This is a genomic window from Janibacter melonis (genome assembly GCF_020567375.1).
Lineage (GTDB): Bacteria > Actinomycetota > Actinomycetes > Actinomycetales > Dermatophilaceae > Marihabitans > Marihabitans melonis.
In genome coordinates, this window is sequence record NZ_JAJBZM010000003.1 from 757554 (window position 1) to 781403 (window position 23850).

The following is a 23850-nucleotide window of genomic DNA, read 5'->3' on the forward strand; positions in this document are numbered from 1 at the left end:
GCACCCTGTCGTACGCCGGCATGGGGAGCGCTCCCCATTCCCCACCGCGAGGGGCCCGCCCTAGCGTCGCTGGCACACCGGCGAGGGAGCGGGCATGGGCACGAGCGGTCACGAGCACGAGCACGAGCAGCACGAGCACCAGGGCGGGGGCGGGACCCGCTCGATGACCATCCGGCGGGTCAGCCTGCCGGCCTTCGAGACCGCCCTCGCCGCGGCCACCGGCCAGGACGTGCCGGCGCTGGAGGGAGCCTGGGCGGAGCTGGAGCGCGCCGAGATCGCGAGCGGTGGGACGCTGCGCCCGTCGTGGGCTCGTGTCCTCGCGGCGGCCCCGGGAGCGCCGGTGCAGGTGCGGGTCGTCGCCCGCCAGGACCTCGTCTCCTTCGAGAGCGACATCGCCCTGCTGCCCGGCATCGCGCTCGTGCGCACCCAGCGGGTCCGCCTGCGCGCCACGGCCGAGGGCTACGAGCCGGCGGGCCGAGAGGGCGCCGTCGAGCTCGTCGCGGTGGACCCCGAGCAGCTCTGGGCGGCCGTGCGTCGGGTGCTGCCGCCCCACGAGGCGCTGCGGGCAGCCGCTCACGTGACCCCGCTGAGCCGGGAGCGCCATCTCGCCCCGCCGCGCGGTGTCGCCGAGGACCTGCGTCGACGCGTCGAGGCTGACCCGCTCGGGCGCACCCCCGGCGCCGTCCTCGAGTCTGCCGTCGACGACCCCGAGCTGTCGGCGGTGCTCGCTGGCGGCGAGGCCCAGGTCGCCCTCACCGTCCTGGCGCGCACCGGTGCGGACGTCGCCGTGCCGGTGGGCAGCGGCCACTGGGTGCTCGCCGACGAGCACCTGTGCGCCGTGCGCACGGCGTCCGGGACCCCCGACGTCGTCGGGGTCGAGCCGGGTGACGTCGCCGCGCAGCTGCGCTACCTCGTCACCGGCGCCCACGCTCTCGTCGACGAGGCGATCACCGGGCAGGTCGGGGCATGAGCGTCACCGAGGGCCTCGACCCCGCGCTCGTGCTCGAGGTGGCCGCGCACCTGGCCGACCAGGCGGGCCGCGCCGACGACGTCGGCACGAGCGGCACCGCGATGCTGCGCGTCCTCGACGGGTGCTGGGCCGGGGGCGACGTCGAGGACTTCGCCCGGGGGTGGCAGCAGGCCGCGCCGTCGATCTCGGCCGCGGCTCGCGCGCTGCGCTCGGCCGCCGACGACCTCGAGCGCCAGGTCGCCGACCAGGAGGGCGCGAGCGGCGGTCGCGCCCCGTCGGTGCCGGTGGCCCACGAGTCGCCCGACCGGCCCTGGTGGCAGGACGCGTGGGAGGGCGCGGGCGATCTCGCCGACGACCTCCTCGGCGCGGGTGAGGAGGTGGTCGACACCGTCGCCGACGGCGCGGAGTGGCTCGGGGATCGTGCCGAGGAGGGGCTCGACTGGCTCGGTGACCGCGGCGAGGACACCGGGCGCTGGCTGGGCGACCGCGCGAGTGATCTTGTCGTCGGGCTGTCCCGGTACGAGGAGAGCGTCGCTCACACCTTCGTCCGTCTCGCCGAGGCCGCCGACCACCACCTCGAACTCTTCACCGACGTCTTCACGCAGGGCCGGTGGCCCCGGCTCAGCGAGGTCGTCGCGAGCACGCTGCTCCTCGGCGGCAGCGTCGCCAACCTCGCCGGGGCGCTGCTCACCGGGCAGGACCTCGACCTCCTCGACGACGGCACCGGCACCGTCACCGGCTCCACCGAGCTGTCGACGTCGGGCTCGGTCGACGGGCATCCCGCGCTGCGCCGACCGACCTCGCTCGCCGAGATCATGCTCGGCACGACCGACGCGTACGCCGTCGACGGCTCGATCCGGGTCACCCAGGTGACGCAGCCGGACGGCAGCACCGCCTACGTCGTCGCCACGCCGGGGACCCAGTCCTGGGGCCCGACGACGGGGAGCAACACCTTCGACCTCACCGGCAACCTCGTCGCGATGTCCGGCCAGCAGTCGGCGGCCATGCAGGCGGTGCAGGAGGCGATGGCGCAGGGCCAGATCCCGCCCGACGCGCCGGTCATGCTCGTCGGCCACTCCCAGGGCGGCATCGTCACGACCGCCCTGCTCGAGGACCCGGCCTTCACGTCGCGCTACGACATCACCCACTCCCTGACCTACGGCGCACCCGTCGACACCTTCGACACCGACCCCTCCGTCCTGCGTCTGGACCTCCAGCACGCCTCCGACGCGGTGCCGCGCCTCGACCTCGGCGACTCGCTCTCCAACCCCCTGGCGCCGCTCGTCCCGCTCCCGAACCCCGACCAGCTGGCCCACGGCAACGGGCCGGGCGCGACCACGGTCACCCTGTCCAACCCCTCCGGCCCCCTCGACCTCGCCGGCAACCACTCCCACGCCGCCTACGCCGACTCGGTCGCCGCGTCGCAGGACCCGGCCGTCGCGGCCTACGAGGCGAGCCTGGCGGCCTTCCTCGCCGAGGACGGCGCGGTGGTGACCGGCACGGACTACGAGGTCGGCCGGGAGGGCTGAGCCGGCCCGCTGGCATGCTGGCCCGACGAAGGGAGGGCCACCATGGGCCTGCTGAGCCGGCTGCTGCGTCGTGACGACCTCGACGTCGAGCAGCTCACCGCTGCGGTCGCCGCCGTCGCCGGCGTGCGCGGGGTCGAGCTCGGCGTGCGCGAGACCGGCGGTGCGGGCCGGGTCCTCGAGGGCGTGGTCCTCGTACCGCAGACCGGGGGAGCGGCGGTCCTGCGGGCCGCGCTCGAGACCCTCTCGGACGCCCTCGGCCCGGACCCCCTTCGCCTCACGCTGTACGTCGAGGGGCAGGTCGAGGGCGGCGGGAGCCGTCTGACCTCGGCAGACGCCGGTCTGCCGCTCAACCCCACCTCGGTGCAGCTGTGGCGGCACCGAGGATCGGGTGGTCGAGGGTGAGGCCTGCGACCCCCTGCTGTGCGAGGGTGACCCCGTGACCCAGGTGCAGCGACAGTCCCAGGGCCCCGCCGCTCATTCGCTCTTCGCCGACTACGCGGCCGGCCCGGCGTGGGACGAGATGTTCGCGGCTGGCGCGCAGGAGCCGCGGCAGCCGTACAAGCCGATCCATCACACCCTGCGCTCGATGGAGCCCGAGAGCCTCAAGGAGCGGGCCGACGCGCTCGCCCGGATGTTCCTCGACCAGGGCGTGACCTTCGACCACGCCGGCGAGGAGCGCCCCTTCCCTCTCGACGCCGTGCCGCGCGTCATCGACGCCGAGAGCTGGCAGAGCGTCGAGAGCGGGGTCGCGCAGCGCGTCCAGGCGCTCGAGGCCTTCCTCGACGACATCTACTCGCGGCAGGGCTCGATGCCGCGTGCCGTCGAGGACGGGATCATCCCGTGGGGGCTCATCGCGACGTCGAGCCACTTCCACCGCGCCGTCGCCGGGCTGCGTCCCGCCAACGGCGTGCGGGCCCACGTGAGCGGCATCGACCTCATCCGTGACGAGCAGGGCGACTTCCGCGTGCTCGAGGACAACGTCCGGGTGCCCTCCGGTGTCTCCTACGTCATCGCCAACCGCCGCGCGATGGCCAACGTCTTCCCCGAGGCCTTCGCGACGATGCGCATCCGGCCCGTCCACGACTACCCGCGCCTGCTCCTCCACGCGCTGCGCGCCGCGGCGCCCGAGGGGCGCAGCAACCCCACGGTTGTCGTGCTCACCCCGGGCGTCTACAACAGCGCCTACTTCGAGCACACCCTGCTCGCCCGGATGATGGGCGTCGAGCTCGTCGAGGGGCGCGACCTCGTCGTGCGCGACGGCGAGGTGCGCATGCGCACCACCCAGGGCGAGGAGCGCGTCGACGTCATCTACCGGCGCATCGACGACGACTTCCTCGACCCGGTGCACTTCCGCCGCGACTCGATGCTCGGCGTCACCGGGCTCGTCTCCGCGCTGCGAGCCGGGCGCGTCACCCTCGCCAACGCCATCGGCAACGGCGTCGCCGACGACAAGCTCGTCTACTCCTACGTGCCCGACCTCATCCGCTACTACCTCGACGAGGACCCGATCCTGCGCAGCGTCGACACCTACCGGTGCAACGAGCCCGAGGCCCTCGCCGAGGTGCTCGAGCGGCTCGACGAGATGGTCGTCAAGCCGGTCGACGGCTCCGGCGGCAAGGGCCTGGTCATCGGCCCGAAGGCGACCGGCGAGGAGCTCGACCAGCTGCGCGCCAACCTGCGCCGGGACCCGCGCGGGTGGATCGCCCAGCCGGTCGTCCAGCTCTCGACCGTGCCTACCCTCATCGACGGCCAGCTCCGGCCGCGCCACGTCGACCTGCGCCCCTTCGCGGTCAATGACGGCGACCAGGTGACGGTGCTGCCCGGGGGGCTGACGCGCGTCGCGCTGCCCGAGGGTCAGCTCGTCGTCAACTCCAGCCAGGGCGGCGGCAGCAAGGACACCTGGGTGCTCGCCGGCCGGTACGCGAAGGTGCCGACGACCGACGACGCCGAGGTCATCCTCCTCGGCGCCAACCGGCCGATGACGACGGACGCGGACGCGCCCCCGGCCGACCCGCTGCCGGGCGAGCCCGACCTCGGGCAGGACGCACCCCCCTTCGCCGTCCCCGACGAGGTCACTGTCGTCGAGCGGGAGGAGCGCTGATGCTCAGCCGGATCGCGGACTCGCTCTTCTGGATCGGCCGGTACATCGAGCGGGCCGACGGCACCGCCCGGATGGTCGACGTCCTGCGCCTGTCCCTCGTCGAGGACCCGGGCCAGGACGAGAGCTACACCTCCTCGATGCTCCTCGGCGGCATCATGGGCTACGACGACGTGGCCCATGACGTCGCCTACTCCGACGTCGCCGCGCGTCTCGTCTTCGACGCGAGCAACCCCAGCGCCGTCTCCGGGTCCTGGCTCGCCGCCCGGGAGAACGCCCGGCGTGCCCGCGAGACCCTCTCGACCGAGCTGTGGGAGGTCATCAACACCTCGTGGCGCCGGTGGAACGGCCTCGGGGCGAGCACCGCCACGCAGCAGCACCTCAGCTGGGTCACCGAGCGTGCCGCCCTCGTCGCCGGCATCGCCGACTCGACGATGAGCCACGACGAGGCCTGGGAGTTCCTCAGCCTGGGCCGCTCGCTCGAGCGGGCCGACATGACAGCGCGCATCGTCGCGACCGGGGCGCTCCAGGGCGGCCCGAGCTGGGGTGTCGTGCTCGCGAGCTGCGGTGCCCAGCAGGCGATGCTGCGCACGATGCGAGGGATGATCACCGACCGCACGGCCGCGGCCTTCCTCACCCTCGACCGGCGCTTCCCGCGCTCCGTCCTCGCCGCGCTGCGCGACGCGGAGGACCGGCTCACGGTGCTCGCGCCCGACATCGACCGCGTCGGCTTCTCCGACGAGGCCCGTCGCATCCTCGGGCAGACCCGCACCCAGCTCGAGTACGCGAACCCCGACGACGTGCTCGAGGACCTGCCGACGATGATGGGCATGGTGCAGCGCTCGGTGACCCGGGCGTCGGACGAGATCGGGGCCCGCTACTTCCGCTCGGGCCCGGTCCAGGAGTGGACGGGGGAGATCCTGTGAGCAGCCGCCGGCACCGCATCACGCACCGCTCGACGATGCGCTACCAGGGCGAGGTCGTCGCCTCGCACAACGAGCTGCGGATGACCCCGCTGACCGACGCCGGGCAGACCACCCTCGAGGCGCGCATCCGGATCCGCCCCCACTCGTGGAGCAACGTCTACACCGACCACTGGGGCACCTCCGTCATGGCCGTCGAGTCCCAGGGCGCCCACGAGGTGCTCGAGATCGAGGCCATCTCGACCGTCGAGCGCACCGAGGCGGTCGCCGAGGCGTCCGCCAGCGGATGGGACTCGCTCGCCGAGCCCGGCATCTGCGACCGGCTCAGCGAGCTGCTCGCGCCCACCCCGCGCACGCAGGCCTCGCCCGACCTCGCCGGGATCGCCCGCGCCGCGCGCGACGAGCCCACGCCACGGGCCGCGGCTCAGGCCATCTCCGCGAAGGTCCACGAGCGCATGCGCTACTCCGAGGGCGCGACCCAGGTGAGCAGCACCGCCGAGGACGCGTGGAGCACCGGCCAGGGCGTGTGCCAGGACTTCGCGCACGTGACCCTCGCGGCGCTGCGCTCGATCGGCGTCCCCGCGCGCTACGTGTCGGGCTACGTGGCCCGGCAGCCCGACCTGCAGCGCGGCCAGTCCTGCCCAGGGGACTCGCACGCGTGGATCGAGATCTGGGACGGAGCCTGGTTGCCCTATGACCCGACCCACCTCGCCCCGGTCGGGCTCGACCACGTCGTCGTCGGGCGAGGCCGCGACTACGACGACGTCGCGCCCTTCCGCGGGATGTACGCCGGGCCCGAGCTCGCCGACCTCGACGTCGAGATCACCTTCACCCGGGTCAGCTGAGAGGGCGGGGGTGCCCGTCACCGCGCCGAGCGGCGAGAGCCTGCGGGACCTGCTGCGTCCCGTCCCGGTCGACGTGCTGCGTCTCGCAGCGGCCGTGAGCCTCGTGCCCGGCACGCTGGGCTGGGGCTTCATCGGCTTCGCGCTCTTCATGCTGGTCCTCGGCGGCTCCATGGTGCCGCGGGCGCTGCGCACGCCCGCGCCGCTCGACCTCGCGTACTGCGCGACGATCCTCTTCGGCGCGTGGGCCGCGATGCTCGACTGGTACGTCGCCGTGAGCTGGCTCGACCTCGTCGTGCACGCGGCGATGACCGGCCTCGTGGGCGCCGTCGGCTACGCGGCCCTCGACCGCGTCGGGGTCTTCGGGCGCGACGTGCCGCGCGCCGGGGTCGTCGTCGTGAGCACGACGATCGCGACCACCCTGGCCCTGCTGTGGGAGATGGGCGAGTGGTTCGGCCACACCTACCTCGATGACCGCATCCAGGTCGGCTACGACGACACGATCGGCGATCTCGCCGCGGGTGTCGTCGGGGCCGTCGTCGCCGCCGTCCTGCTCGCGCTGAGCATGCCCGGCCGACGGGACCGCTCGTGAGCGCCCGGGCACCGCTCGCCCCGGCGCTGCCCTCGGTCTCCGTCGTCATCCCCTCGCGTGACGACGCCGAGGCCCTGAGCACCTGCCTCGACCTCCTCGCCCGCCAGAGCGTCGCCCCCTTCGAGGTCGTCGTCGTCGACAACGGGTCGAGCGACGGCACGGCCGAGCTGGCCCGCAGCCTCGGTGCGGTCGTCGTCGACGAGCCGCGCGTCGGCATCCCGTCCGCCGCGGCGGCGGGCTACGACGCGGCGCAGGGCGACGTCATCGCCCGCCTCGACGCGGACTCCCGGCCCGGGCGCCGATGGGTCGAGCGCGTGGCCCGCTCGATGCGCGACCCGCGACGCGACGCGGTGACCGGTGTCGGCACCTTCTACGACCTGCCACGCCCGGTCGGGGGTGCCCTCGCCGCCGTCTACCTCGCCGCGTACTACGTGCTCAGCCATCTCGCCCTCGGCCACACGGTCCTGTGGGGGTCGAGCATGGCGGTGCGCCGGCGCACGTGGCTCGCGGTGCGCGACGACGTGCACCGCGACGACCCCGAGCTGCACGACGACATGGATCTGGCCTTCGTCCTCGGACCGACGCGTCGGGTGCGGCTCGCGCCGAGCCTGCACGTCGGGGTGTCGGCCCGCTCGCTGCGGGGCGCCGCGCAGATGCGTCGGCGCTTCGAGCGCGCCTTCCGCACCCTCGAGGTCAACTGGCGGGTGCACCCGCCGTGGCTGCGCTGGCGCGACCGGGTCGAGCGCGCGCAGAGCGAGGTCAGCGACCGGGCAGGCCGATCGTCACGACGATCATCAGCTGGGTGACGAGGAAGCCCATGAGGTAGTTGAGCCACAAGAAGCGTCGCCAGCCCGCATGCGCCCGCTCGCACTGCGCGTCGGTGAGGCGCAGGTACGGCACGACGTTGGCGACGTAGGGCAGGACGAGCGCGGCCGCGAGCGTGCTCGGCCAGGGCAGGACGAGCAGGAGCAGCCCGCCGAGCACGTACGCCAGCAGGGCGAAGCACGTCGTCACCCGGGCACCGAGCACGGTGCCGATCGAGGAGATGCCACCGGCCCGGTCGGCCTCGATGTCCTGGACCGCGCCGAAGGCGTGCGACCCGACGCCCCAGGCGAAGAAGCCGCCGAGCGCGGCGAGGGTCACCGGGTCGAAGGCCCCTCCGGCGAGCGCGATGCCGAGGACCGCCGGGCTGACGAAGTGGGTGCTCGAGGTGAGGGAGTCGACGAAGGGCCGCTCCTTGAAGCGCAGCCGGGGCGCCGAGTACGCGACGACCGCGAAGACGCTCACGGCGAGCACGAGGGTCGAGCGCAGGTCGCCCAGGAGCACGAGGGCGAGGACGAAGGGGATGTTGGTCACGGCGACGGCCCACAGGGTGGTCCGGTGCAGCGACCGGTCGAGGACGACCCCTTCGACACCTCCCTTGCGCGGGTTGCGGATGTCGGACTCGTAGTCGAAGACGTCGTTGACGCCGTACATCAGCAGGTTGTACGGCACGAGGCACCACAGGGTACCGACGACCCACACGAGGTCGACCCGGCCGCCGGCGAGCAGGTACGCGGCGGCGAAGGGGTAGGCGGTGTTGACCCAGGACAGCGGCCGCGAGGACGCGAGGACGTGGGCGAAGGGGGAGACCGGCGCCGCCCGCTCGCCGGGCGCGGTGGTCATCGGCGGGCTCCCCGGGTGGCCCGCGGGTCGTCGGGGGAGAGCAGCAGGGCGAGGGCGGGCAGGGCCGTCGCGGCGGCGACCGGCCAGGCGAAGTCCTCCAGCGGGGCCAGGCCGACGTGGATGCCGGAGAGCTGGGACTCGTCGAAGCGGAAGAGGTCGACGGCGATCATCACGTTGTCGAAGACGGCGGTGAGCACGACGAGGGCCAGGGCCGTCGCGGCGGTCGCGAGCCACCAGCGCCGGTCGGGCCGGCGCAGGACGGTCGCGGCGACGAGGACGAGCACCGAGGCGGCGAGGAAGCAGGCGGCCAGGCCGGCGTACGTCATGAGGTCGCCTCGCCACCGGCGAGCAGGCGCGAGAAGAGCCCGTGGAGCACGCAGGTGATGTAGCTGAGGAAGACGATGAAGAAGATCTCCTCGACGGGCAGCTCGGGCAGCAGCTCGACACCGGTCATCGCCGGGGACTCGCCGCGCACGTACATGCCCGACTCGATCGCCACGAGGTCCCACACGAGGAAGAGCAGGGTGCCGGCGGCGACGACGCCGAGGGTGCGCCGGGGCCGGTCGAAGAGGGCGAGGCGCCAGCGGTGGTCGACGAGACCCATGCAGAGCGTCGAGACGACGACGAAGCCGAGGTACAGCAGACCCACTCAGCCCACCTCGACGTCGGTGGCGGCCGCGGTGGCGCTGGGCCCGCTCGAGGAGTCGCCGCGCAGCCGCTTGAGCACGAGCTCGGCGCTGATGAGGCACATCGGCAGCCCGATGCCCGGGCGGGTGGAGTAGCCGGCGTAGTAGAGGCCGTCGACCTTCTTCGAGACGTTGTCGGCGCGGAAGAAGGCGCTCTGCCGCAGGACGTGACCAGGCCCGAGCATGCTGCCCGAGTACGAGGCGAGGTCCTGCGCGAAGTCCTGCGGGCCGACGGTGCGGCGCACCTCGACCCGGTCGGCGAGGTCCGGCACCCCCGCCCACGAGGAGATCTGCTCGATCGCCGCGTCCACCGCCCGCTCCACGCGCGGGTCGCCGGCGCCGTCCGTGCCGCCCCGGCCGATCGTCGGGTCGGCCGGGACCGGCACGAGGACGAAGAGGTTCTCCTTGCCGGCGGGGGCGACGGTGGTGTCGCTCGCCGACGGACGGCACACGTAGATCGACGCGGGGTCGGGGACCTGGGGGTCGGGGCCGAGGATGTCGTCGAAGTTGCGGCGCCAGTCGGTGGTGAAGAAGAGCGAGTGGTGGGCGAGCTGCGGCAGCTCGCCGTCGACGCCGAGCATCGCGAGCACCCCGCCGGGCCCGGGGTCGACCCGCTCCCACCACGACTGCGGGTAGGTCTGCAGGTGCTCGGGGAGGAGCTCGGTCTCCACGTGGTGCAGGTCGGCCGCGCCGACGACGACGTCGCACGTGATCTCGGCGGTCGTGCCGTCGGCCTCGACGACACCCACGCCGGTGACCCGGGGGCTGCGTCCGGAGGTGGTGCGGATGGCCGTGGCCGTCGTGCTCGTGCGGATCCGCACCCCGTGACGCTCGGCTGCTCGCACGAGCGCGTCGACGAGCGTCGTGAAGCCGCCCTGCGGGTAGAGCACGCCCTCGGCGAGGTCCATCCAGCTCATGAGGTGGTACATGCTCGGCGCCCGGTCGGGGGAGGTGCCGAGGAAGACGGCGGGGTAGCCGAGCACCTGGCGCAGCCGGGGGTCCTCGAAGCGCGCGGCGACGTGCGACTCCAGCGAGCGGGTGAGCAGACCCGACAGTCGAGGCCCGTTGCGCAGCACGTCGGTGTTGAGCAGCGAGGTGCCCGAGTCGAAGCTCGTGTAGAGGAATCGGTCGACGGCCAGCTCGTAGACGTGCTCCGCCGAGTCGAGGTAGTCCGACAGGGCCTCGCCCGCTCCCGGCTCGAGGGACTCGAAGAGCGCCTCGTTGGCCGCGCGGGTCGCCTGGACGTCGAGCGGCCCGTCGTGGTCCTCGAAGAAGACGCGGTAGCCGGGGTCGAGACGCACGAGGTCGAGCTCGACGTGGACGTCCGTCCCGAGCATGTCGAAGAAGTGCTCGAAGACCTGGGGCATGAGGTACCATGACGGCCCGGTGTCGAAGCGGTAGCCGTCGTGCTCCCACAGGCCGGCCCGGCCGCCCGGTCGCTCGCCGCGCTCGACGAGCTCGACCTGCCAGCCGTCGGCGGCGAGCAGCGCCGCGGTCGCCAGACCGCTCACGCCGCCGCCGATGACGCAGACGGTGCCGGGCTCTCGGGGGGCGCTCGCGCGCCCGGTCCACGGCAGGGGCCTCATCGCTCGCCCCGCACGAGGGTGTCGAGCACGAGGGCGGCCTTGCGCGGCCCGGGCACACGGACGCGCTCCTGCCGCAGCCGCTCCGCCGGGGTCTCACGCAGCCGGGCGGAGAGCTCGGCGAAGAGCCGGTGGGCCACCCTCACCGCCCGTCGGCTGCTCGGGGGCAGCCGGTCGACGGCGAGCGCCGCGACCGCGAGATCGGCGTCGACGTCGTCGAGGAGCCGGTCGCGCTGGGCGTCGTCGAGGCCGCGGGGGTCGACCCCGGGGAAGTACCCGCGGCCCAGGTCGTCGCTGTCGGCGGCGATGTCGCGCAAGAAGTTCACCTTCTGGAAGGCGGCGCCGAGGCGCCGGGCCCCGGGGGCCAGCTGCTCGTAGGACTGCTCGGGCGACGGCTCGTCGGCGACGAAGGCGCGCAGGCACATGAGCCCGACGACCTCGGCCGACCCGTAGACGTAGGTCGCGAAGCTGTCGGGGTCGTGGGTGGTGCGGGTGAGGTCGGTGCGCATCGAGGCGAAGAAGGGCTCGACGAGGTCCATCCCGATCCCGCACCCCCGGGCGGTGCGGGCGAAGGCGTGGACGACGAGGTCCGAGCTCAGCCCTCGCTCCAGCGCGTGCTGGACCTCCTGCTCGAGGTGGTCGAGCACGGCGCGCTGCTCCTGCGCGCCGACGCCGGGCCGCGGTGCGTCGACGACCTCGTCGGCGACCCGCACGAGCGCGTAGATGCTGCGGACCTGGGCGCGCACCGGCTCCTCGAGCAGCCGGCTGGCCAGCCCGAAGGAGCTCGAGTACCGCTCGATGACGAGCTCTGCGGCCGCCTGGGCGGTCGCGTCGTAGCGCACGTGGGCCGGGCCCTCGTCGAGACGACGTCGGCGGGACGCGATCACGCGGCGCCCTGCTCGAGGGCACCGGAGAGCTCGCCGACCCAGGTGGCGAGAGCCGGGGGGAGGGCGAGGTCGGCGGCCAGGCCGGTCGCGGAGCGCAGGCGCTGCGTCGCGAGCTCGCTGATGAAGGAGCGAGACCCCGCGGCGGTGAGCGCGGCGCGCACCTGCTCCACGCCCTGCTCGTCGAGCTCGGGGTCACCGAGGTGGCGCTCGATGACCGGCCACGCCGAGGTCGTGCGGGCGTGGACGACGAGCGGCGTGCGCTTGCCCTCGCGCAGGTCGCCGGCGACGACGTCCTTGCCGGTCTGGGCCGGTGCGCCGAAGACGCCCATGAGGTCGTCGAGCAGCTGGAAGGCCAGGCCGAGGTCGCGCCCGATGCGCCCGAGCCCGTCGACGACGGCTCCCGAGGCCCCGGCGAGCACCGCGCCGCACTGCATCGGCAGGCTGAAGGAGTAGACGGCCGTCTTCTGCTCGGCGACGGTCAGCGCCTCCTGCAGGGTCGGCTCCTGCGCCCCGAGCGAGAGCCGTACGTCCGCGAGCTCGCCGGCTGCGGAGACGGCCAGGGCGTGGTCGAAGAGGTCGAGCATGTGGTGCACCCGGTCGCGCTCGACGGGCGCCGTGGCGACGGCGCGCAGGGCCGCGCCGAGGGCGAGGTCGCCGGTGAGGATCGCGCCGGCGGTGGCGTACGAGTGCGCCGAGGCCGGCGGTGCGCCGCCCTCGAGCGCGTCGGCCCGGAAGCGCCCGGGCGCGCTCGGGGCGCCCCGTCGCAGGTCGTCGCCGTCGATGACGTCGTCGTGGACGACGAAGGCGGTGTGCAGCAGCTCGACGGCGTCGGCGACCTGCCCGACGGCCGGTCCGGCGTCGCCTCCGAGCAGGTCGTGCACGGAGTGGACGAGGCGGGGACGGAAGCGCTTGCCGCCGCTCGCGGCCGAGGCGAGGGCGTCCTGGAGGACCTCGGCGTCACCGAGGTCGACCGCCGGGCCGCGAGGGTCCGGCCCGGTGAGGTGCGCGGCGTAGGTCGTGGGGCCCGGGTCGGTGCCCGCGCTCATGCGGGGTCACCCACCGCGTCGAGGGCGCTGGCGCCGACGGGCAGCTGCTCGAGCTGCATGACGAGCCACGGGCTGAGCGCCCACGGGGCGACCTCGGCCGTCGTGCGCAGCTCGCGCGGGGTGACCCAGCGCGCCTCGACGGCCTCGTCGGGGTTGAGCTGCGGGGCGGCCGTCGCGCGGGCGAGCCACACCGGGCACACCTCGTGCTCGACGACGCCCGAGGCGTCGACGGCGCGGTAGCGGAAGTCGGGGAGCATCGGCTCGAGGTGGTCCAGGACGAGGCCGAGCTCGTGCTCGGCGTACCGGTGCACCGCGTCGACCGGGTCCTCGCCGGGTCGGGGGTGGCCGCAGAAGGCGTTGGTCCACACCCCGGGCCAGGCCCGCTTGCCCAGGGCGCGGCGGGTGAGGAGCAGGCGTCCGGCGCCGTCGGTGACGTGGCAGGAGAAGGCGAGGTGGAGCGGGGTGTCGGTCGTGTGCACCTCCGCCCGGGGGGCGGTGCCGGTGGGCACGCCGTCGTCGTCGAGCAGGACGACGAGGTCTGCTGCGTCGCGGTCCTGCGGGGCCGTGGCGTCCATCGGTCGCCCTCTCGTCGGCACGCGTCCGCGCACCGGGTCAGGGCCCCGCGAGAGCAGGGCCGGTCGGTCACGGCCCTGTGCCAGGTCCGCACCCTCGCCGGGCGGTCTCGACCGGGCCGCTGCGCCCAGCATGTCACGAGGACCGGGGGCTCCCGGGCGTCGGGGGCCGCCCCGGGCGAAGGGGGCAGCGCCCCCCTTCGCCCGCGCGGTCGGCGCCGACGGGAGGGCCGACTACCCTGGACCGGTCATGACTGCTGCGCCCAAGACCTACGACGTGCGCACCCACGGGTGCCAGATGAACGTGCACGACTCCGAGCGCCTCGCCGGCCTGCTCGAGACGGCGGGGTACGTCGACCTCGCCTCGGTGCCCGAGGGCGAGCGCGGCGACACCGCCGACGTCGTCGTCTTCAACACCTGCGCCGTGCGCGAGAACGCCGACAACAAGCTGTACGGCAACCTCGGCCAGCTGCGCCCGCACAAGCAGCGCAACCCCGACCTGCAGATCGCCGTCGGCGGCTGCATGGCGCAGAAGGACCGCGACACGATCGTGCAGCGCGCGCCGTGGGTCGACGTCGTCTTCGGCACCCACAACATCGGCTCGCTGCCGGCGCTGCTCGACCGCGCGCGGCACAACCGCGAGGCACAGGTCGAGATCCTCGAGTCCCTCGAGACCTTCCCCTCGACGCTGCCGACGCGCCGCGACTCCGCGTACTCGGGGTGGACCTCGATCTCGGTCGGGTGCAACAACACGTGCACCTTCTGCATCGTCCCCGCGCTGCGCGGCAAGGAGAAGGACCGCCGGCCGGGCGAGATCCTCGCCGAGGTCGAGGCGCTCGTCGCTCAGGGCGTGCTCGAGGTGACCCTGCTCGGCCAGAACGTCAACAGCTACGGCGTCGAGTTCGGCGACCGGCTCGCCTTCGGCAAGCTGCTGCGCGCCTGCGGCGACGTCGAGGGCCTCGAGCGCGTGCGCTTCACCAGCCCGCACCCCGCGGCCTTCACCGATGACGTCATCGAGGCGATGGCGCAGACGCCGAACGTCATGCCGAGCCTGCACATGCCGCTGCAGTCCGGCTCCGACCGGGTCCTGAAGGACATGCGCCGCTCCTACCGCAGCGCGAAGTTCCTCGGGATCATCGAGCGCGTCCGCGACCGCATCCCCGACGCGGCGATCACCACTGACATCATCGTCGGCTTCCCCGGCGAGACCGAGGCCGACTTCGAGGAGACGTTGCGGGTCGTGCGGGAGTCGCGCTTCTCGAGCGCCTTCACCTTCCAGTACTCGATCCGCCCCGGCACGCCCGCGGCGACGATGGCCGACCAGATCCCCAAGGCGGTCGTGCAGGAGCGCTTCGAGCGTCTCGTCGCGCTGCAGGACGAGATCAGCTGGCAGGAGAACAGGGCGCAGGAGGGGCGCACCGTCGAGGTGCTCGTCGCCACCGGCGAGGGGCGCAAGGACGGCGCGACCGACCGGATCTCCGGGCGCGCCCGCGACAACCGGCTCGTCCACGTCGCGGTGCCCGAGGGGGCGCAGCGCCCGCGGCCGGGCGACATGGTGAGCGCGGACGTCACGTACGGCGCCCCGCACCACCTGCTCGCCGACGGCGCGCTGTCCGGCGGCACGTACTCCGTGCGGCGCACGGCCGGCGGCGACGCGTGGGAGCGGGCCCAGGCCCAGCCCGCGGGCAAGCCCTCGGTCTCGCTCGGCATGCCCCGCATCGGCGCCCCTGACCCGGTCACCCCCGCCGCCCCCGTCTGCGGCGCCTGACCCCGTCGGCGGTCGAGGGGCGAAGGCCGCCAGGCCGCAGCCTCGAGACCGCGTCGCGCGGCTCGCCTCAGCGCACGACGCTCATGTACGCGCCGTACGCGTCCGCCATCGCCCGGCTCGCCGCGACCGCTCGGGCGCGGATGCTCTCGTCGGCGCTGAGGCGCAGCAGCGGCTCCGCCTCGACGTGCCGGCCGAGCCAGCTCACCCGCTCCCACCGCTGCACCGCGTCCTCGTCCTCACGCGGACGGAGGTCGAGCTCCCACGCCGTGAGCATCCGGTCTGCGGTGGCGCTGACGTCGGTCGTGGCCGGCGGGTAGAGCGCACGGAGCCGGGAGACCAGCTGACCGCCGGCGGTGCGGGGATCGCGGGAGTGCACCTGGACGTCGACCCGGCCCCAGGCATCGTGCAGGGAGCGCGGGGCGAGCCCGAGACGCTGCTCGGCCCGGTGGCGGTCCGACACGAGCCGCCCGGCGGGGCGGGAGGTCAGCGCGAGGACGACCTCGCCGATCGTCGTGACGTCGTCGTCGAGCGAGCCGTGAGACGCCCAGTCGCAGACGTTGCCGTCGAGGTCCCGGACGAGCACGAGGCGCCGTGCGTGGTCGACGTGCGCGCGGACCCGGGCGTGCTCCGGACGCGGCGCGTAGTGCGGCGCGCGCAGGTCCTCGGGGCGCAGGACGGTCGTCGCGATCACGGCGCGAGTCTGCCAGCGCAGGACGAAGGGGGGCGTCCCACCTGCTGGGTGGGACGCCCCCTTCGTCAGGCGACGGTGGGGCTACTCGTTGCCGATGGCCCCGTCGGCGGCGTCGCGGCCCTGCTGGACCTGGTCGGCGCCCAGACCCTTGCCCTCGGCGAACTCACCAGCCGTGTCGAGCCCGGTGTCCGAGTGCTCCTCGATCTGGTCGCCGTGCTTCTCGCTCAGCTCGCCGGCCTTGTCCTTGGCGTTGTCGAAGATGCTCATGCGTCGATCTCCTCTGCTGCGGGGACGGGTCGCGGGGGCGGCCCTGCTCTCAGCGTGGCAGCGCGACGGTCGCGAACGGGGGCGAAGGGGGCGGGTCGAAGAAGTTGAGGATTCAACTTGCGGAATAGTGAAACCATCAACTATGTTGGGACTCAGCGACCCACCCCACGGCGTCCCGACCACCTGGTCGACACAGACATCACGCACAAGGAGCCCCTCATGACCCACGACATCACCCCCGGCACCTACGTCATCGACCCCAGCCACTCCGAGGTCGGCTTCGTCGCCCGCCACGCGATGGTCACCAAGGTCCGCGGCTACTTCCGCGACGTGGCCGGCGAGATCGTCGTCGGCGACGACTTCGCCCAGTCCTCCGCGACCGCCACCATGCAGGTCGCCTCCGTCGACACCGGCAGCGCCGACCGCGACGGCCACCTCAAGTCGGCCGACTTCTTCGACGCCGAGACCAACCCGGAGATCACCTTCGTCTCCACCGGTGTCAAGGACCATGACGGCAACCGCTTCGTCCTCCTCGGCGACCTGACGATCAAGGGCACGACCCAGCCGGTCGAGCTCGAGGCCGAGTACGAGGGCACCGCGCAGGACCCCTTCGGCAACACCCGTGTCGGCTTCACCGCCAAGACCGAGGTCGACCGCGAGACCTGGGGCCTGACCTGGAACGCCGCGCTCGAGACCGGTGGCGTCCTCGTCAGCAAGAAGATCACCCTCAACCTCGAGATCTCCGCGATCAAGCAGGCCTGAGCACACGCGGCCGGCAGGCCGCAGCACCTGACATGGGGCGGGTGGTCGTGATGGGAGAGAATCCCGCCATGACCATCCGCCCCATCGTCATCTCCGGCGACCCCGTCCTGCACACCCGGGCCCGGCCCGTCGAGATGATCGACGACGAGATCCGCACCCTGGTGCAGGACATGTACGAGACCCAGGACGCCGCGCACGGCGTCGGCCTGGCCGCTCCCCAGGTGGGCGTCGGGCTGCGCATCTACACCTGGCAGATGGACAACGAGGACGGCGTGCCCGCGCGCGGGCACGTCATCAACCCCTTCGTCCGGGCGACCAAGGCGCCGGTCGGCGAGCCCAGCCGCGACGACGAGTCCGAGGGCTGCCTGTCGGTGCCGGGCTACTCCTTCCCGCTGCGGCGCGGCGAGAGCGCGCACGTCACGGGCTACGACGTCGACGGCAACGAGCTCGACTTCACCGCGACCGGGTGGTTCGCCCGGTGCATGCAGCACGAGTACGACCACCTCAACGGCTTCCTCTACGTCGACCGGCTCGGGGAGCGGTGGCAGAAGAAGGCCCGAAAGGCCGTCAAGGCCGAGGGCTGGGGCGTGCCCGGTCACAGCTGGATGCCGGGGGAGGACCGCGACCCCTTCGGTCACGACGACGACGAGTGAGCGCGAAGGGGGAGCCCGTCGAGGTCGTCGCGGTCGTCGGCGCCACCGCGACCGGCAAGTCGGCGCTCGCGCTCGACCTCGCGCTGTCCCTCGGCGGCGAGGTGGTCAACGCCGACTCCATGCAGCTCTACCGGGGCATGGACGTCGGGACGGCGAAGCTTGCGCCGGCCGAGCGTCGCGGGGTCCCGCACCACCTCCTCGACGTCCTCGACGTCACCGACGAGTCCACCCTCGCCGCCTACCAGACGCGTGCCCGGTCGGCGATCGAGGACATCCGCTCGCGGGGCGCCGTGCCGGTGCTCGCCGGCGGGTCGGGGCTGTACGTCCGCGCGGCGCTGGACCACCTCGAGATCCCGCCGACCGACCCCGAGGTGCGGGCCCGGCTCGAGGCCCGCAGCGCCGCCGGCGAGGACGACGCCCTGCGCGCGGAGCTGCGCCGGGTCGACCCGCAGGCGGCCGAGGCGATCCAGGAGCAGAACGTGCGGCGGATCATCCGTGCGCTCGAGGTCGTCGAGCTCACCGGGCGGCCCTTCTCCGCGACCGCCCCGACGAAGACCTACGTGCGCCCCTCGCTCGTCATCGGGCTGCGCGACGACTGGGACCTGCTGACGACGCGCATCGAGCAACGGGTCCTGCGGATGTGGGCCGAGGGCATGCTCGACGAGACCAGGCGCCTCGAGACGGCCGGGCTGCGGCGAGGACGGACGGCGAGCCGGGCCATCGGCTACGCCCAGGCCCTCGCGGAGCTCGACGGCGAGCTGACGACGGCCGAGGCGATCGCGTCGACCCAGGCGGCTACGCGGCGCTACGCCCGTCGTCAGGAGTCCTGGCTGCGGCCCGACCCCCGGGTCGTGTGGCTCGACGCGTCGGCACCGGACCTGCTCGGGCGGGCGCACGAGGTCGTCGCGCGGGGCGATCTCAGCCATGCCTGAGACGTGCAGCACAATGGCGCCATGAGCGTGCGCTTCACCAAGGGTCATGGCACCGAGAACGACTTCGTGCTCCTGGCCGACCTCGACGGCCGGCTCGACCTCTCCGCGGCGCAGGTCGCCCGGCTGAGCGATCGGCACGCCGGCATCGGCGGCGACGGGGTGATCCGCGTCGTGCGCACGGTCCACGCCGAGGAGCCCGAGGTGCGGGCGCAGGCCGACGAGGCCGAGTTCTTCATGGACTACCGCAACGCCGACGGCTCGAAGGCCCAGATGTGCGGCAACGGGACCCGGGTCTTCGCGACCTGGCTGCGCCGCGAGGGGCTCATCGGCGACGGCGAGAGGGTCGTCGCGACCCGCGCCGGCACCCGGCGCGTGCGCTTCGAGGGCGACGACGTCGTCACCCACATGGGCACGTGGTCGCTCGTGCACCCGACCGAGGCCGCCGAGCGCGGTGTCGACTCCTTCGTGCACGTCGACGAGGCCGAGGACGTCGACGACCCGTACAGCGCCCTCTCCCTCGACCTCGGCAACCCCCACACCGTCGTCGCCCTCCCGCCCGAGGTGAGCCTCGAGGGGCTCGACCTCACCCGCGCGCCCGTCGTGCGCCCGGTGCCGCCGGAGGGCAGCAACGTCGAGTTCGTCCGCGTCCTCGGTCCCGGCCACCTCGCGATGCGCGTCCACGAGCGCGGTGTCGGCGAGACCCGCTCGTGCGGCACCGGTGTCTGCGCGGCCGCGCTCGCCGTCGGCATCTGGTCCGACTCCGTCGGGTCCGGCACGTGGCGCGTCGACGTCCCCGGGGGCACCCTCACCGTCCGGGCCCTGCCCGACCACCAGGTCGAGCTCGCCGGGCCCGCCGTGCTCGTCGCCGACGGCCAGACGGACCTGCTCACCGGGGTCTGAGGTGCTCGGCCGGGTCGGTGCCGCGGTCGGCGAGGTCGCCCGCGCGAGCGTCGAGATCGGGCCGCACGCAGGGGCGCACAGAGTCGCCCTTCGCGCCGGGGTGTCCGTCCTCGTGCCGCTCGCCGTGCTCGTGCTCGCCGGACGGGTCGACCTCACCCCGTACGCCGCCTTCGGCGCCATGACCTCGCTCTACGGCCGTCACCACGGCCATGTCGACCGGTCCGGCATGCAGCTCGGGGCGGCGACCGCCTTCACCGCCACAGTGGGGCTCGGCGTGCTCGCCGCCGTGCTGCCGGGGCAGCACGCGTGGCTCGTCGTCCTCGTCGGGGCGCTCGTCGCCGGCGCGGGACAGGTCCTCGCGGACGCCCTGGCGTGGCACCCGCCTGGGTCGACCTTCCTCGTCTTCGCCTTCTGCGTGTGCGCCTCGATCCCCGGGCTCGGTCTGCTCGACGTGCCGCTGGCCCTCGCGGTGTCTGCGCTGAGCGCGGCCTTCTCGCTGCTCGTCGGTCACGTCGGGGTGCTGCGAGACCGCACCGGCTACCGGGTGCCGACCCTGCCGGCGATGTCCGTGCGCACGGCGCTCGGCACCCCGGCCCGGCGCCGCTGGGTCGCCGTCGTCCTCGGCTGTGCCCTCGTCGGCGGCAGCGCGTGCCTGCTCGTCGGCTTCGAGCACCCCTACTGGGGCATCGTCGCGGCCGTCGCGGCCCTCGGCGGGGCCGACCACCGGACCCGTCTCGTGCGCGCGGTGCACCGCGCCGTCGGCACCGTCCTCGGGGTCCTCGTGGCCTGGCCCCTCCTCGCGGCCCACCCCCGCGGCCTGGCCGCGGTCGCCGTCGTGTGCGTGACGCAGATCGGTGCCGAGCTCTTCATCGGGCGCAACTACGCGCTCGCCCTGCTCTTCATCACCCCGCTCGCTCTGATGATGAGCCAGCTCGCCCACGAGCAGCCGGTCGGACCGCTCCTGCTCGACCGCGTCGGGTCGACCGCCGTCGGCGCCGGTGTCTCGCTCGTCGCGGTCGTCGCCCTGCTCGCGGCCCGCCGCACCCCCTCCGCCCCCGCCTGACCTCCCCGACCCCTCTGCCCCCCTTCGCCCACCCCGCCCCCCCCAACCCGCCCCCCACCCCGCCGAGACCCGCTCGTGGTCCGCGAAGGCCGGTCGTCGCGGGGCTGCGATGACCGGGTCGCACGGACCACGAGCGGGTCTCGGCGAAGGGGGCCGGGTGCGGGCGAGGCGCGTCCTGGTGACCGGGTGGACGAGAGGGGTCTGCGGCGGGGGCTAGGACCGGCGGGGCAGGGCGTCGATCGCTCGGCGCACCCGCGCAGCGACCAGGCCGAGGTCGTAGAGGTCGGCCCACATCAACCGGACGAAGCCGTACCCGCGTGAGCGGATCCGGTCCTCGCGGATCTTCTCTGCGACGAGAGCGTCCTGGTCCGTGTACTTGAGTGCGCCGTCGAACTCGACGACGACCGGCTCGTCGTCCAGGAGCGCGTCGACGCGGTCCTGGCCGATCCAGACCTGCGGCGTGTACGCCAGCCCGAGACGGTGCAGGCACACACCGGTGCGGGTCTCGCCCGGCGTCTCGTGGCGGCCGTCGGCCCATGCGAGCATCTGCCGCAGCGAGCGCACACCCCGGTGACCGACGACGAGGTCGAGGGCCGCCGAGAGGTCGTCGACGGTGAGCGAGCCCTGCCGGATGGCGGCGTCGGCGGGCACGAGCGCCGCCTCGCCCCCGCGCAGCAGCCCGACCTGTACGACGCAGTCAGCCACGGGCAGCGCCGGTACCGTCCTGGCCCCGACGACGACCTCGTCGAGCACCAACGACCCGCGCACCCAGTGGTGGACGTGCGAAGGGACCCGCTTGCGTGGACGGGTCGACGTCACGTGCACCTGCGACAGGTCGGCGGCGAAGGTCGGCAGCCCGCGCACGACGAGCCCGCTGTCATGGCTCAGCCCCGTGTGCTCCAGCCCGTCGACGACCGCGATCGACCGTGACCTGTGCAGCTCACGCAGGTCCGGCGCAGGGCTGACGAGGTACTGGCCCCGCGCGAGCCGCTCGATCTCTCCTCTCGCAGCGGCCTCGGCGAGAAGTCGGCGATCGAGACCGCAGGCCCGCGCGTCAGCCGCGGAGAGGAGTCCGTCGGCAGCCAGGGCGCGCATCGTGGTGAGCAGATCGTCCACCTGTGCACGGTGGCAGAGCCGGCGCTACTACCTGCCTCGTCATCCACAGCCCGCTGGGGCTCGGCGAAGGCGGGCCGACGCGGAGCCAGGCGGAGCGCAGGGCACGGGCCGGTGGGCTCGGCGAAGGGGAGTCAGCGCGAGACGCGCAGGACGCGGAAGCCCTTCGAGGAGGCGGTGCGCTCGCAGCGCAGGTCGAGCTCGGACTCGACCCAGCGCTGGAGCGAGTCGGCGCCGAGGTTCTTGCCGACGACGAGCCAGGCCTGCCCGTGCGGCGCGAGGCGCGGCAGCCAGGTCCTCAAGAGCTCGTGGAGGGCGGCCTTGCCGATCCGGATCGGGGGGTTGGACCAGATGACGTCGTAGCGCAGGTCGGGGTCGACCGCGTCGGCCCGCACCGCACGCACGCGCTCGCACCCGAGGGCCGCGGCGTTGCGCCGCACGAGGTCGAGCGCGCGCTCGTTGACGTCGACGGCGGTGACGTCGAGCCCGGGGGAGCGCAGGGCGAGCTCGAGCGCGATCGGACCCCAGCCGCAGCCGAGGTCGAGCGCCTGCCCGGTCGTGGGCGGCGGCTCGACCTCCTCGAGCAGCACCTGCGTGGCCTTGTCGAGCGCCCCGGCGGAGAAGACCCCGCCCGCGGTCTCGACGACGACGTCCTGCCCGGCGAGGCGGACGCCCAGCCGGCGCCGCTCGGCGTCGGTCGCGGGGACCCCTTCGCTGAAGTAGTGCTCGGTCACGGCGTCAGTCCACGTCCTCGTCGACCCAGTCGAGGGTGCGCGAGACGGCCTTGGCCCAGTTGCGGCACATCCGCTCGACGTCGGCGCGGTCCAGCCGGGGGGTCCACCGCTCGTCCTCGGACCAGTTGGCCTCGACCTGCTCGGTCGAGCTCCAGTACCCGACGGCGAGACCGGCGACGTAGGCCGCCCCGAGGGCCGTCGTCTCGGCGATCTTCGGTCGGACGACGTCGACGCCGAGCACGTCGGCCTGGAACTGCATGAGCGTCTCGTTGGCGACCATCCCGCCGTCGACCTTGAGCTCGGTGAGCCGGCCGCCGGCCCGCTCGGCGTCGGCCTGCATCGCGTCGAGGACGTCGCGGGTCTGGAAGGCCGTCGACTCGAGCACCGCCCGGGCGAGGTGCCCCTTGTTCGCGTACCGCGTGAGCCCGAGGATCGCGCCGCGGGCATCGGGTCGCCAGTACGGCGCGAAGAGACCCGAGAAGGCCGGCACGAAGTACACGCCGCCGTTGTCCTCCACCGAGCACGCGAGCTGCTCGATCTCCGGGGCGCTGCGGATGAGCCCGAGGTTGTCGCGCACCCACTGCACGAGCGACCCGGTGACGGCGATGGACCCCTCGAGCGCGTAGACCGGCGCGTCGTCGCCGAGCTGGTAGCACAGCGTCGTCAGCAGGCCGTTCTCGCTCTCGACGATCTCGGTGCCGGTGTTGAGCAGCATGAAGTTGCCCGTGCCGTACGTGTTCTTCGCCGTGCCCGGGGCGAGGCAGGCCTGCCCGAAGGTCGCCGCCTGCTGGTCGCCGAGGATGCCGGCGACGGGGGTGCCCGCGAGGACGCCGGGGGTGCACTCGCCGTAGACCTCCGAGGAGCTGCAGATGCGGGGGAGCACCTCCATCGGCACGCGGATCGCCTCGCACAGCTCCTCGCTCCACTGCAGCGTGCGCAGGTCCATGAGCATCGTGCGCGAGGCGTTGGTGACGTCGGTGACGTGCTCGCCGTCGTGCTCCCCACCGCCGGTGAGGTTCCACACGAGCCAGCTGTCGATCGTCCCGGCGAGCAGCTCCCCCTTCGCCGCCCGGTCGCGGGCCCCCTCGACGTGGTCGAGGACCCAGGCGATCTTCGGCCCGGCGAAGTACGTCGCGAGCGGCAGGCCGCAGACGTCCTTGAAGCGGTCGAGCCCGCCGTTGGCGGCGAGCTTGTCGACCATCGCCTGGGTCCGGGTGTCCTGCCACACGACGGCGTTGTGGATCGGGCGCCCGGTGGCGCGCTCCCACACGACGACGGTCTCGCGCTGGTTGGTGATGCCGATCGCCTCGACGTGACGGCTGTTGAGGTTGCCCTTGCCGAGCGCCCCGCCGATGACCCGGCGGGTGCTCTCCCAGATCTCCATCGGGTCGTGCTCGACCCACCCGGCCCGCGGGAAGATCTGCTCGTGCTCGATCTGGTCCTGCGCGACGACCTCTCCCGACGCGTCGAAGATCATCGCCCGGGTGCTCGTCGTGCCCTGGTCGATGGCCAGGACGTAGGTGCGCGAAGGGGTCATGGGCGGCAGTCTGGCAGGCGAGGGGCGGCGGATATCG

26 protein-coding genes are annotated in these 23850 nt (G+C 73.7%); 14 read left to right on the forward strand and 12 right to left on the reverse strand.

The window, feature by feature from the left end; all coding sequences use genetic code 11:
- Positions 1-94: 94 nt before the first annotated feature.
- The 8 genes from LIV55_RS15740 to LIV55_RS15775 all read left to right on the forward strand — a co-directional run bounded on the left by LIV55_RS15740 (position 95) and on the right by LIV55_RS15775 (position 7760).
- The gene (locus LIV55_RS15740) at positions 95-970 is read left to right on the forward strand and encodes a hypothetical protein (protein ID WP_229300871.1); all 876 of its coding nucleotides are present in this window, start codon (positions 95-97) and stop codon (positions 968-970) included.
- Complete coding sequence (locus tag LIV55_RS15745; RefSeq protein WP_229300872.1) at positions 967-2499, forward strand: alpha/beta hydrolase family protein; 1533 nt, start codon at positions 967-969, stop codon at positions 2497-2499. Before LIV55_RS15740 ends, LIV55_RS15745 begins: the two co-directional genes overlap by 4 nt.
- Positions 2500-2541: 42 nt before the next feature.
- Entirely contained in the window at positions 2542-2901 is a 360-nt protein-coding gene (locus tag LIV55_RS15750) for a hypothetical protein (RefSeq protein ID WP_229300873.1), read from the forward strand.
- Between the two features lie 118 nt (positions 2902-3019).
- Positions 3020-4600 (forward strand): circularly permuted type 2 ATP-grasp protein, encoded by a 1581-nt coding sequence (locus LIV55_RS15755; protein ID WP_229301014.1) that lies wholly within the window; start codon positions 3020-3022, stop codon positions 4598-4600.
- The gene (locus LIV55_RS15760; protein ID WP_123090883.1) at positions 4600-5523 is read left to right on the forward strand and encodes an alpha-E domain-containing protein; all 924 of its coding nucleotides are present in this window, start codon (positions 4600-4602) and stop codon (positions 5521-5523) included. Before LIV55_RS15755 ends, LIV55_RS15760 begins: the two co-directional genes overlap by 1 nt.
- Positions 5520-6365: a transglutaminase family protein gene (locus LIV55_RS17295; protein ID WP_229300874.1), complete on the forward strand. Its 846-nt coding sequence runs from the start codon at positions 5520-5522 to the stop codon at positions 6363-6365. The genes LIV55_RS15760 and LIV55_RS17295 overlap by 4 nt, the downstream gene beginning before the upstream one ends.
- Before the next feature lie 10 nt (positions 6366-6375).
- On the forward strand, positions 6376-6954 hold the full coding sequence (locus tag LIV55_RS15770) for a DUF2238 domain-containing protein (RefSeq protein WP_229300875.1): 579 nt from the start codon (positions 6376-6378) through the stop codon (positions 6952-6954).
- Positions 6951-7760 (forward strand): glycosyltransferase family 2 protein, encoded by an 810-nt coding sequence (locus tag LIV55_RS15775; RefSeq protein ID WP_229300876.1) that lies wholly within the window; start codon positions 6951-6953, stop codon positions 7758-7760. Before LIV55_RS15770 ends, LIV55_RS15775 begins: the two co-directional genes overlap by 4 nt.
- Here the strand turns inward: LIV55_RS15775 and LIV55_RS15780 are convergent.
- From LIV55_RS15780 to idi, 7 genes are read right to left on the reverse strand one after another with little or no spacing between them, the layout of a single operon-like run.
- Positions 7714-8619 carry a prenyltransferase gene (locus tag LIV55_RS15780; protein WP_191563226.1) on the reverse strand — a complete coding sequence of 302 codons (906 nt, stop codon included), beginning with the start codon at positions 8617-8619 and terminating at the stop codon, positions 7714-7716. The two genes, LIV55_RS15775 and LIV55_RS15780, sit on opposite strands and share 47 nt — an antisense overlap.
- On the reverse strand, positions 8616-8945 hold the full coding sequence (locus LIV55_RS15785; RefSeq protein ID WP_123090880.1) for a lycopene cyclase domain-containing protein: 330 nt from the start codon (positions 8943-8945) through the stop codon (positions 8616-8618). Before LIV55_RS15785 ends, LIV55_RS15780 begins: the two co-directional genes overlap by 4 nt.
- A complete protein-coding gene (locus LIV55_RS15790) occupies positions 8942-9268 on the reverse strand; it encodes a lycopene cyclase domain-containing protein (protein ID WP_229300877.1) in 327 nt (108 codons plus the stop codon). Before LIV55_RS15790 ends, LIV55_RS15785 begins: the two co-directional genes overlap by 4 nt.
- Positions 9269-10891 (reverse strand): phytoene desaturase family protein, encoded by a 1623-nt coding sequence (gene crtI, locus LIV55_RS15795; RefSeq protein WP_123090878.1) that lies wholly within the window; start codon positions 10889-10891, stop codon positions 9269-9271.
- Positions 10888-11775: a phytoene/squalene synthase family protein gene (locus LIV55_RS15800; RefSeq protein ID WP_308012927.1), complete on the reverse strand. Its 888-nt coding sequence runs from the start codon at positions 11773-11775 to the stop codon at positions 10888-10890. Before LIV55_RS15800 ends, crtI begins: the two co-directional genes overlap by 4 nt.
- The gene (locus LIV55_RS15805; RefSeq protein WP_229300878.1) at positions 11772-12821 is read right to left on the reverse strand and encodes a polyprenyl synthetase family protein; all 1050 of its coding nucleotides are present in this window, start codon (positions 12819-12821) and stop codon (positions 11772-11774) included. Before LIV55_RS15805 ends, LIV55_RS15800 begins: the two co-directional genes overlap by 4 nt.
- Positions 12818-13396: an isopentenyl-diphosphate Delta-isomerase gene (gene idi, locus LIV55_RS15810; protein WP_201466331.1), complete on the reverse strand. Its 579-nt coding sequence runs from the start codon at positions 13394-13396 to the stop codon at positions 12818-12820. The genes LIV55_RS15805 and idi overlap by 4 nt, the downstream gene beginning before the upstream one ends.
- A 247-nt stretch (positions 13397-13643) precedes the next feature.
- Here idi and miaB point away from each other — a divergent pair, with 247 nt between their 5' ends.
- The gene (gene miaB, locus LIV55_RS15815) at positions 13644-15161 is read left to right on the forward strand and encodes a tRNA (N6-isopentenyl adenosine(37)-C2)-methylthiotransferase MiaB (RefSeq protein ID WP_229300879.1); all 1518 of its coding nucleotides are present in this window, start codon (positions 13644-13646) and stop codon (positions 15159-15161) included.
- A gap of 67 nt (positions 15162-15228) precedes the next feature.
- Here the strand turns inward: miaB and LIV55_RS15820 are convergent, their stop codons facing one another.
- Positions 15229-15852: a hypothetical protein gene (locus LIV55_RS15820; RefSeq protein WP_229300880.1), complete on the reverse strand. Its 624-nt coding sequence runs from the start codon at positions 15850-15852 to the stop codon at positions 15229-15231.
- A gap of 81 nt (positions 15853-15933) precedes the next feature.
- Positions 15934-16119 carry an antitoxin gene (locus tag LIV55_RS15825; RefSeq protein ID WP_229300881.1) on the reverse strand — a complete coding sequence of 62 codons (186 nt, stop codon included), beginning with the start codon at positions 16117-16119 and terminating at the stop codon, positions 15934-15936.
- Positions 16120-16338: 219 nt separating this feature from the next.
- On the opposite strand from LIV55_RS15825, the gene LIV55_RS15830 reads away from it, so the two are divergent.
- The 5 genes from LIV55_RS15830 (at position 16339) to LIV55_RS17300 (ending at position 20429) form a co-directional block, all read left to right on the forward strand.
- Positions 16339-16881, forward strand: a complete 543-nt coding sequence (locus LIV55_RS15830; RefSeq protein WP_123090872.1) for a YceI family protein — start codon at positions 16339-16341, stop codon at positions 16879-16881.
- Positions 16882-16949: 68 nt separating this feature from the next.
- Complete coding sequence (def, locus tag LIV55_RS15835) at positions 16950-17534, forward strand: peptide deformylase (RefSeq protein ID WP_123090871.1); 585 nt, start codon at positions 16950-16952, stop codon at positions 17532-17534.
- Positions 17531-18466: a tRNA (adenosine(37)-N6)-dimethylallyltransferase MiaA gene (miaA, locus tag LIV55_RS15840; RefSeq protein WP_229300882.1), complete on the forward strand. Its 936-nt coding sequence runs from the start codon at positions 17531-17533 to the stop codon at positions 18464-18466. Before def ends, miaA begins: the two co-directional genes overlap by 4 nt.
- Before the next feature lie 21 nt (positions 18467-18487).
- On the forward strand, positions 18488-19366 hold the full coding sequence (dapF, locus tag LIV55_RS15845; RefSeq protein WP_191565133.1) for a diaminopimelate epimerase: 879 nt from the start codon (positions 18488-18490) through the stop codon (positions 19364-19366).
- Position 19367: 1 nt separating this feature from the next.
- Positions 19368-20429 carry an FUSC family protein gene (locus LIV55_RS17300; protein ID WP_229300883.1) on the forward strand — a complete coding sequence of 354 codons (1062 nt, stop codon included), beginning with the start codon at positions 19368-19370 and terminating at the stop codon, positions 20427-20429.
- A gap of 213 nt (positions 20430-20642) precedes the next feature.
- Here LIV55_RS17300 and LIV55_RS15855 read toward each other — a convergent pair whose 3' ends face one another.
- The 3 genes from LIV55_RS15855 to glpK all read right to left on the reverse strand — a co-directional run bounded on the left by LIV55_RS15855 (position 20643) and on the right by glpK (position 23813).
- Entirely contained in the window at positions 20643-21545 is a 903-nt protein-coding gene (locus tag LIV55_RS15855; protein WP_229300884.1) for a type IV toxin-antitoxin system AbiEi family antitoxin domain-containing protein, read from the reverse strand.
- 131 nt (positions 21546-21676) lie between these two features.
- A complete protein-coding gene (locus LIV55_RS15860; RefSeq protein ID WP_229300885.1) occupies positions 21677-22276 on the reverse strand; it encodes a class I SAM-dependent methyltransferase in 600 nt (199 codons plus the stop codon).
- 4 nt (positions 22277-22280) lie between these two features.
- Positions 22281-23813: a glycerol kinase GlpK gene (gene glpK, locus LIV55_RS15865; protein WP_229300886.1), complete on the reverse strand. Its 1533-nt coding sequence runs from the start codon at positions 23811-23813 to the stop codon at positions 22281-22283.
- Between the last annotated feature and the right edge of the window lie 37 nt (positions 23814-23850).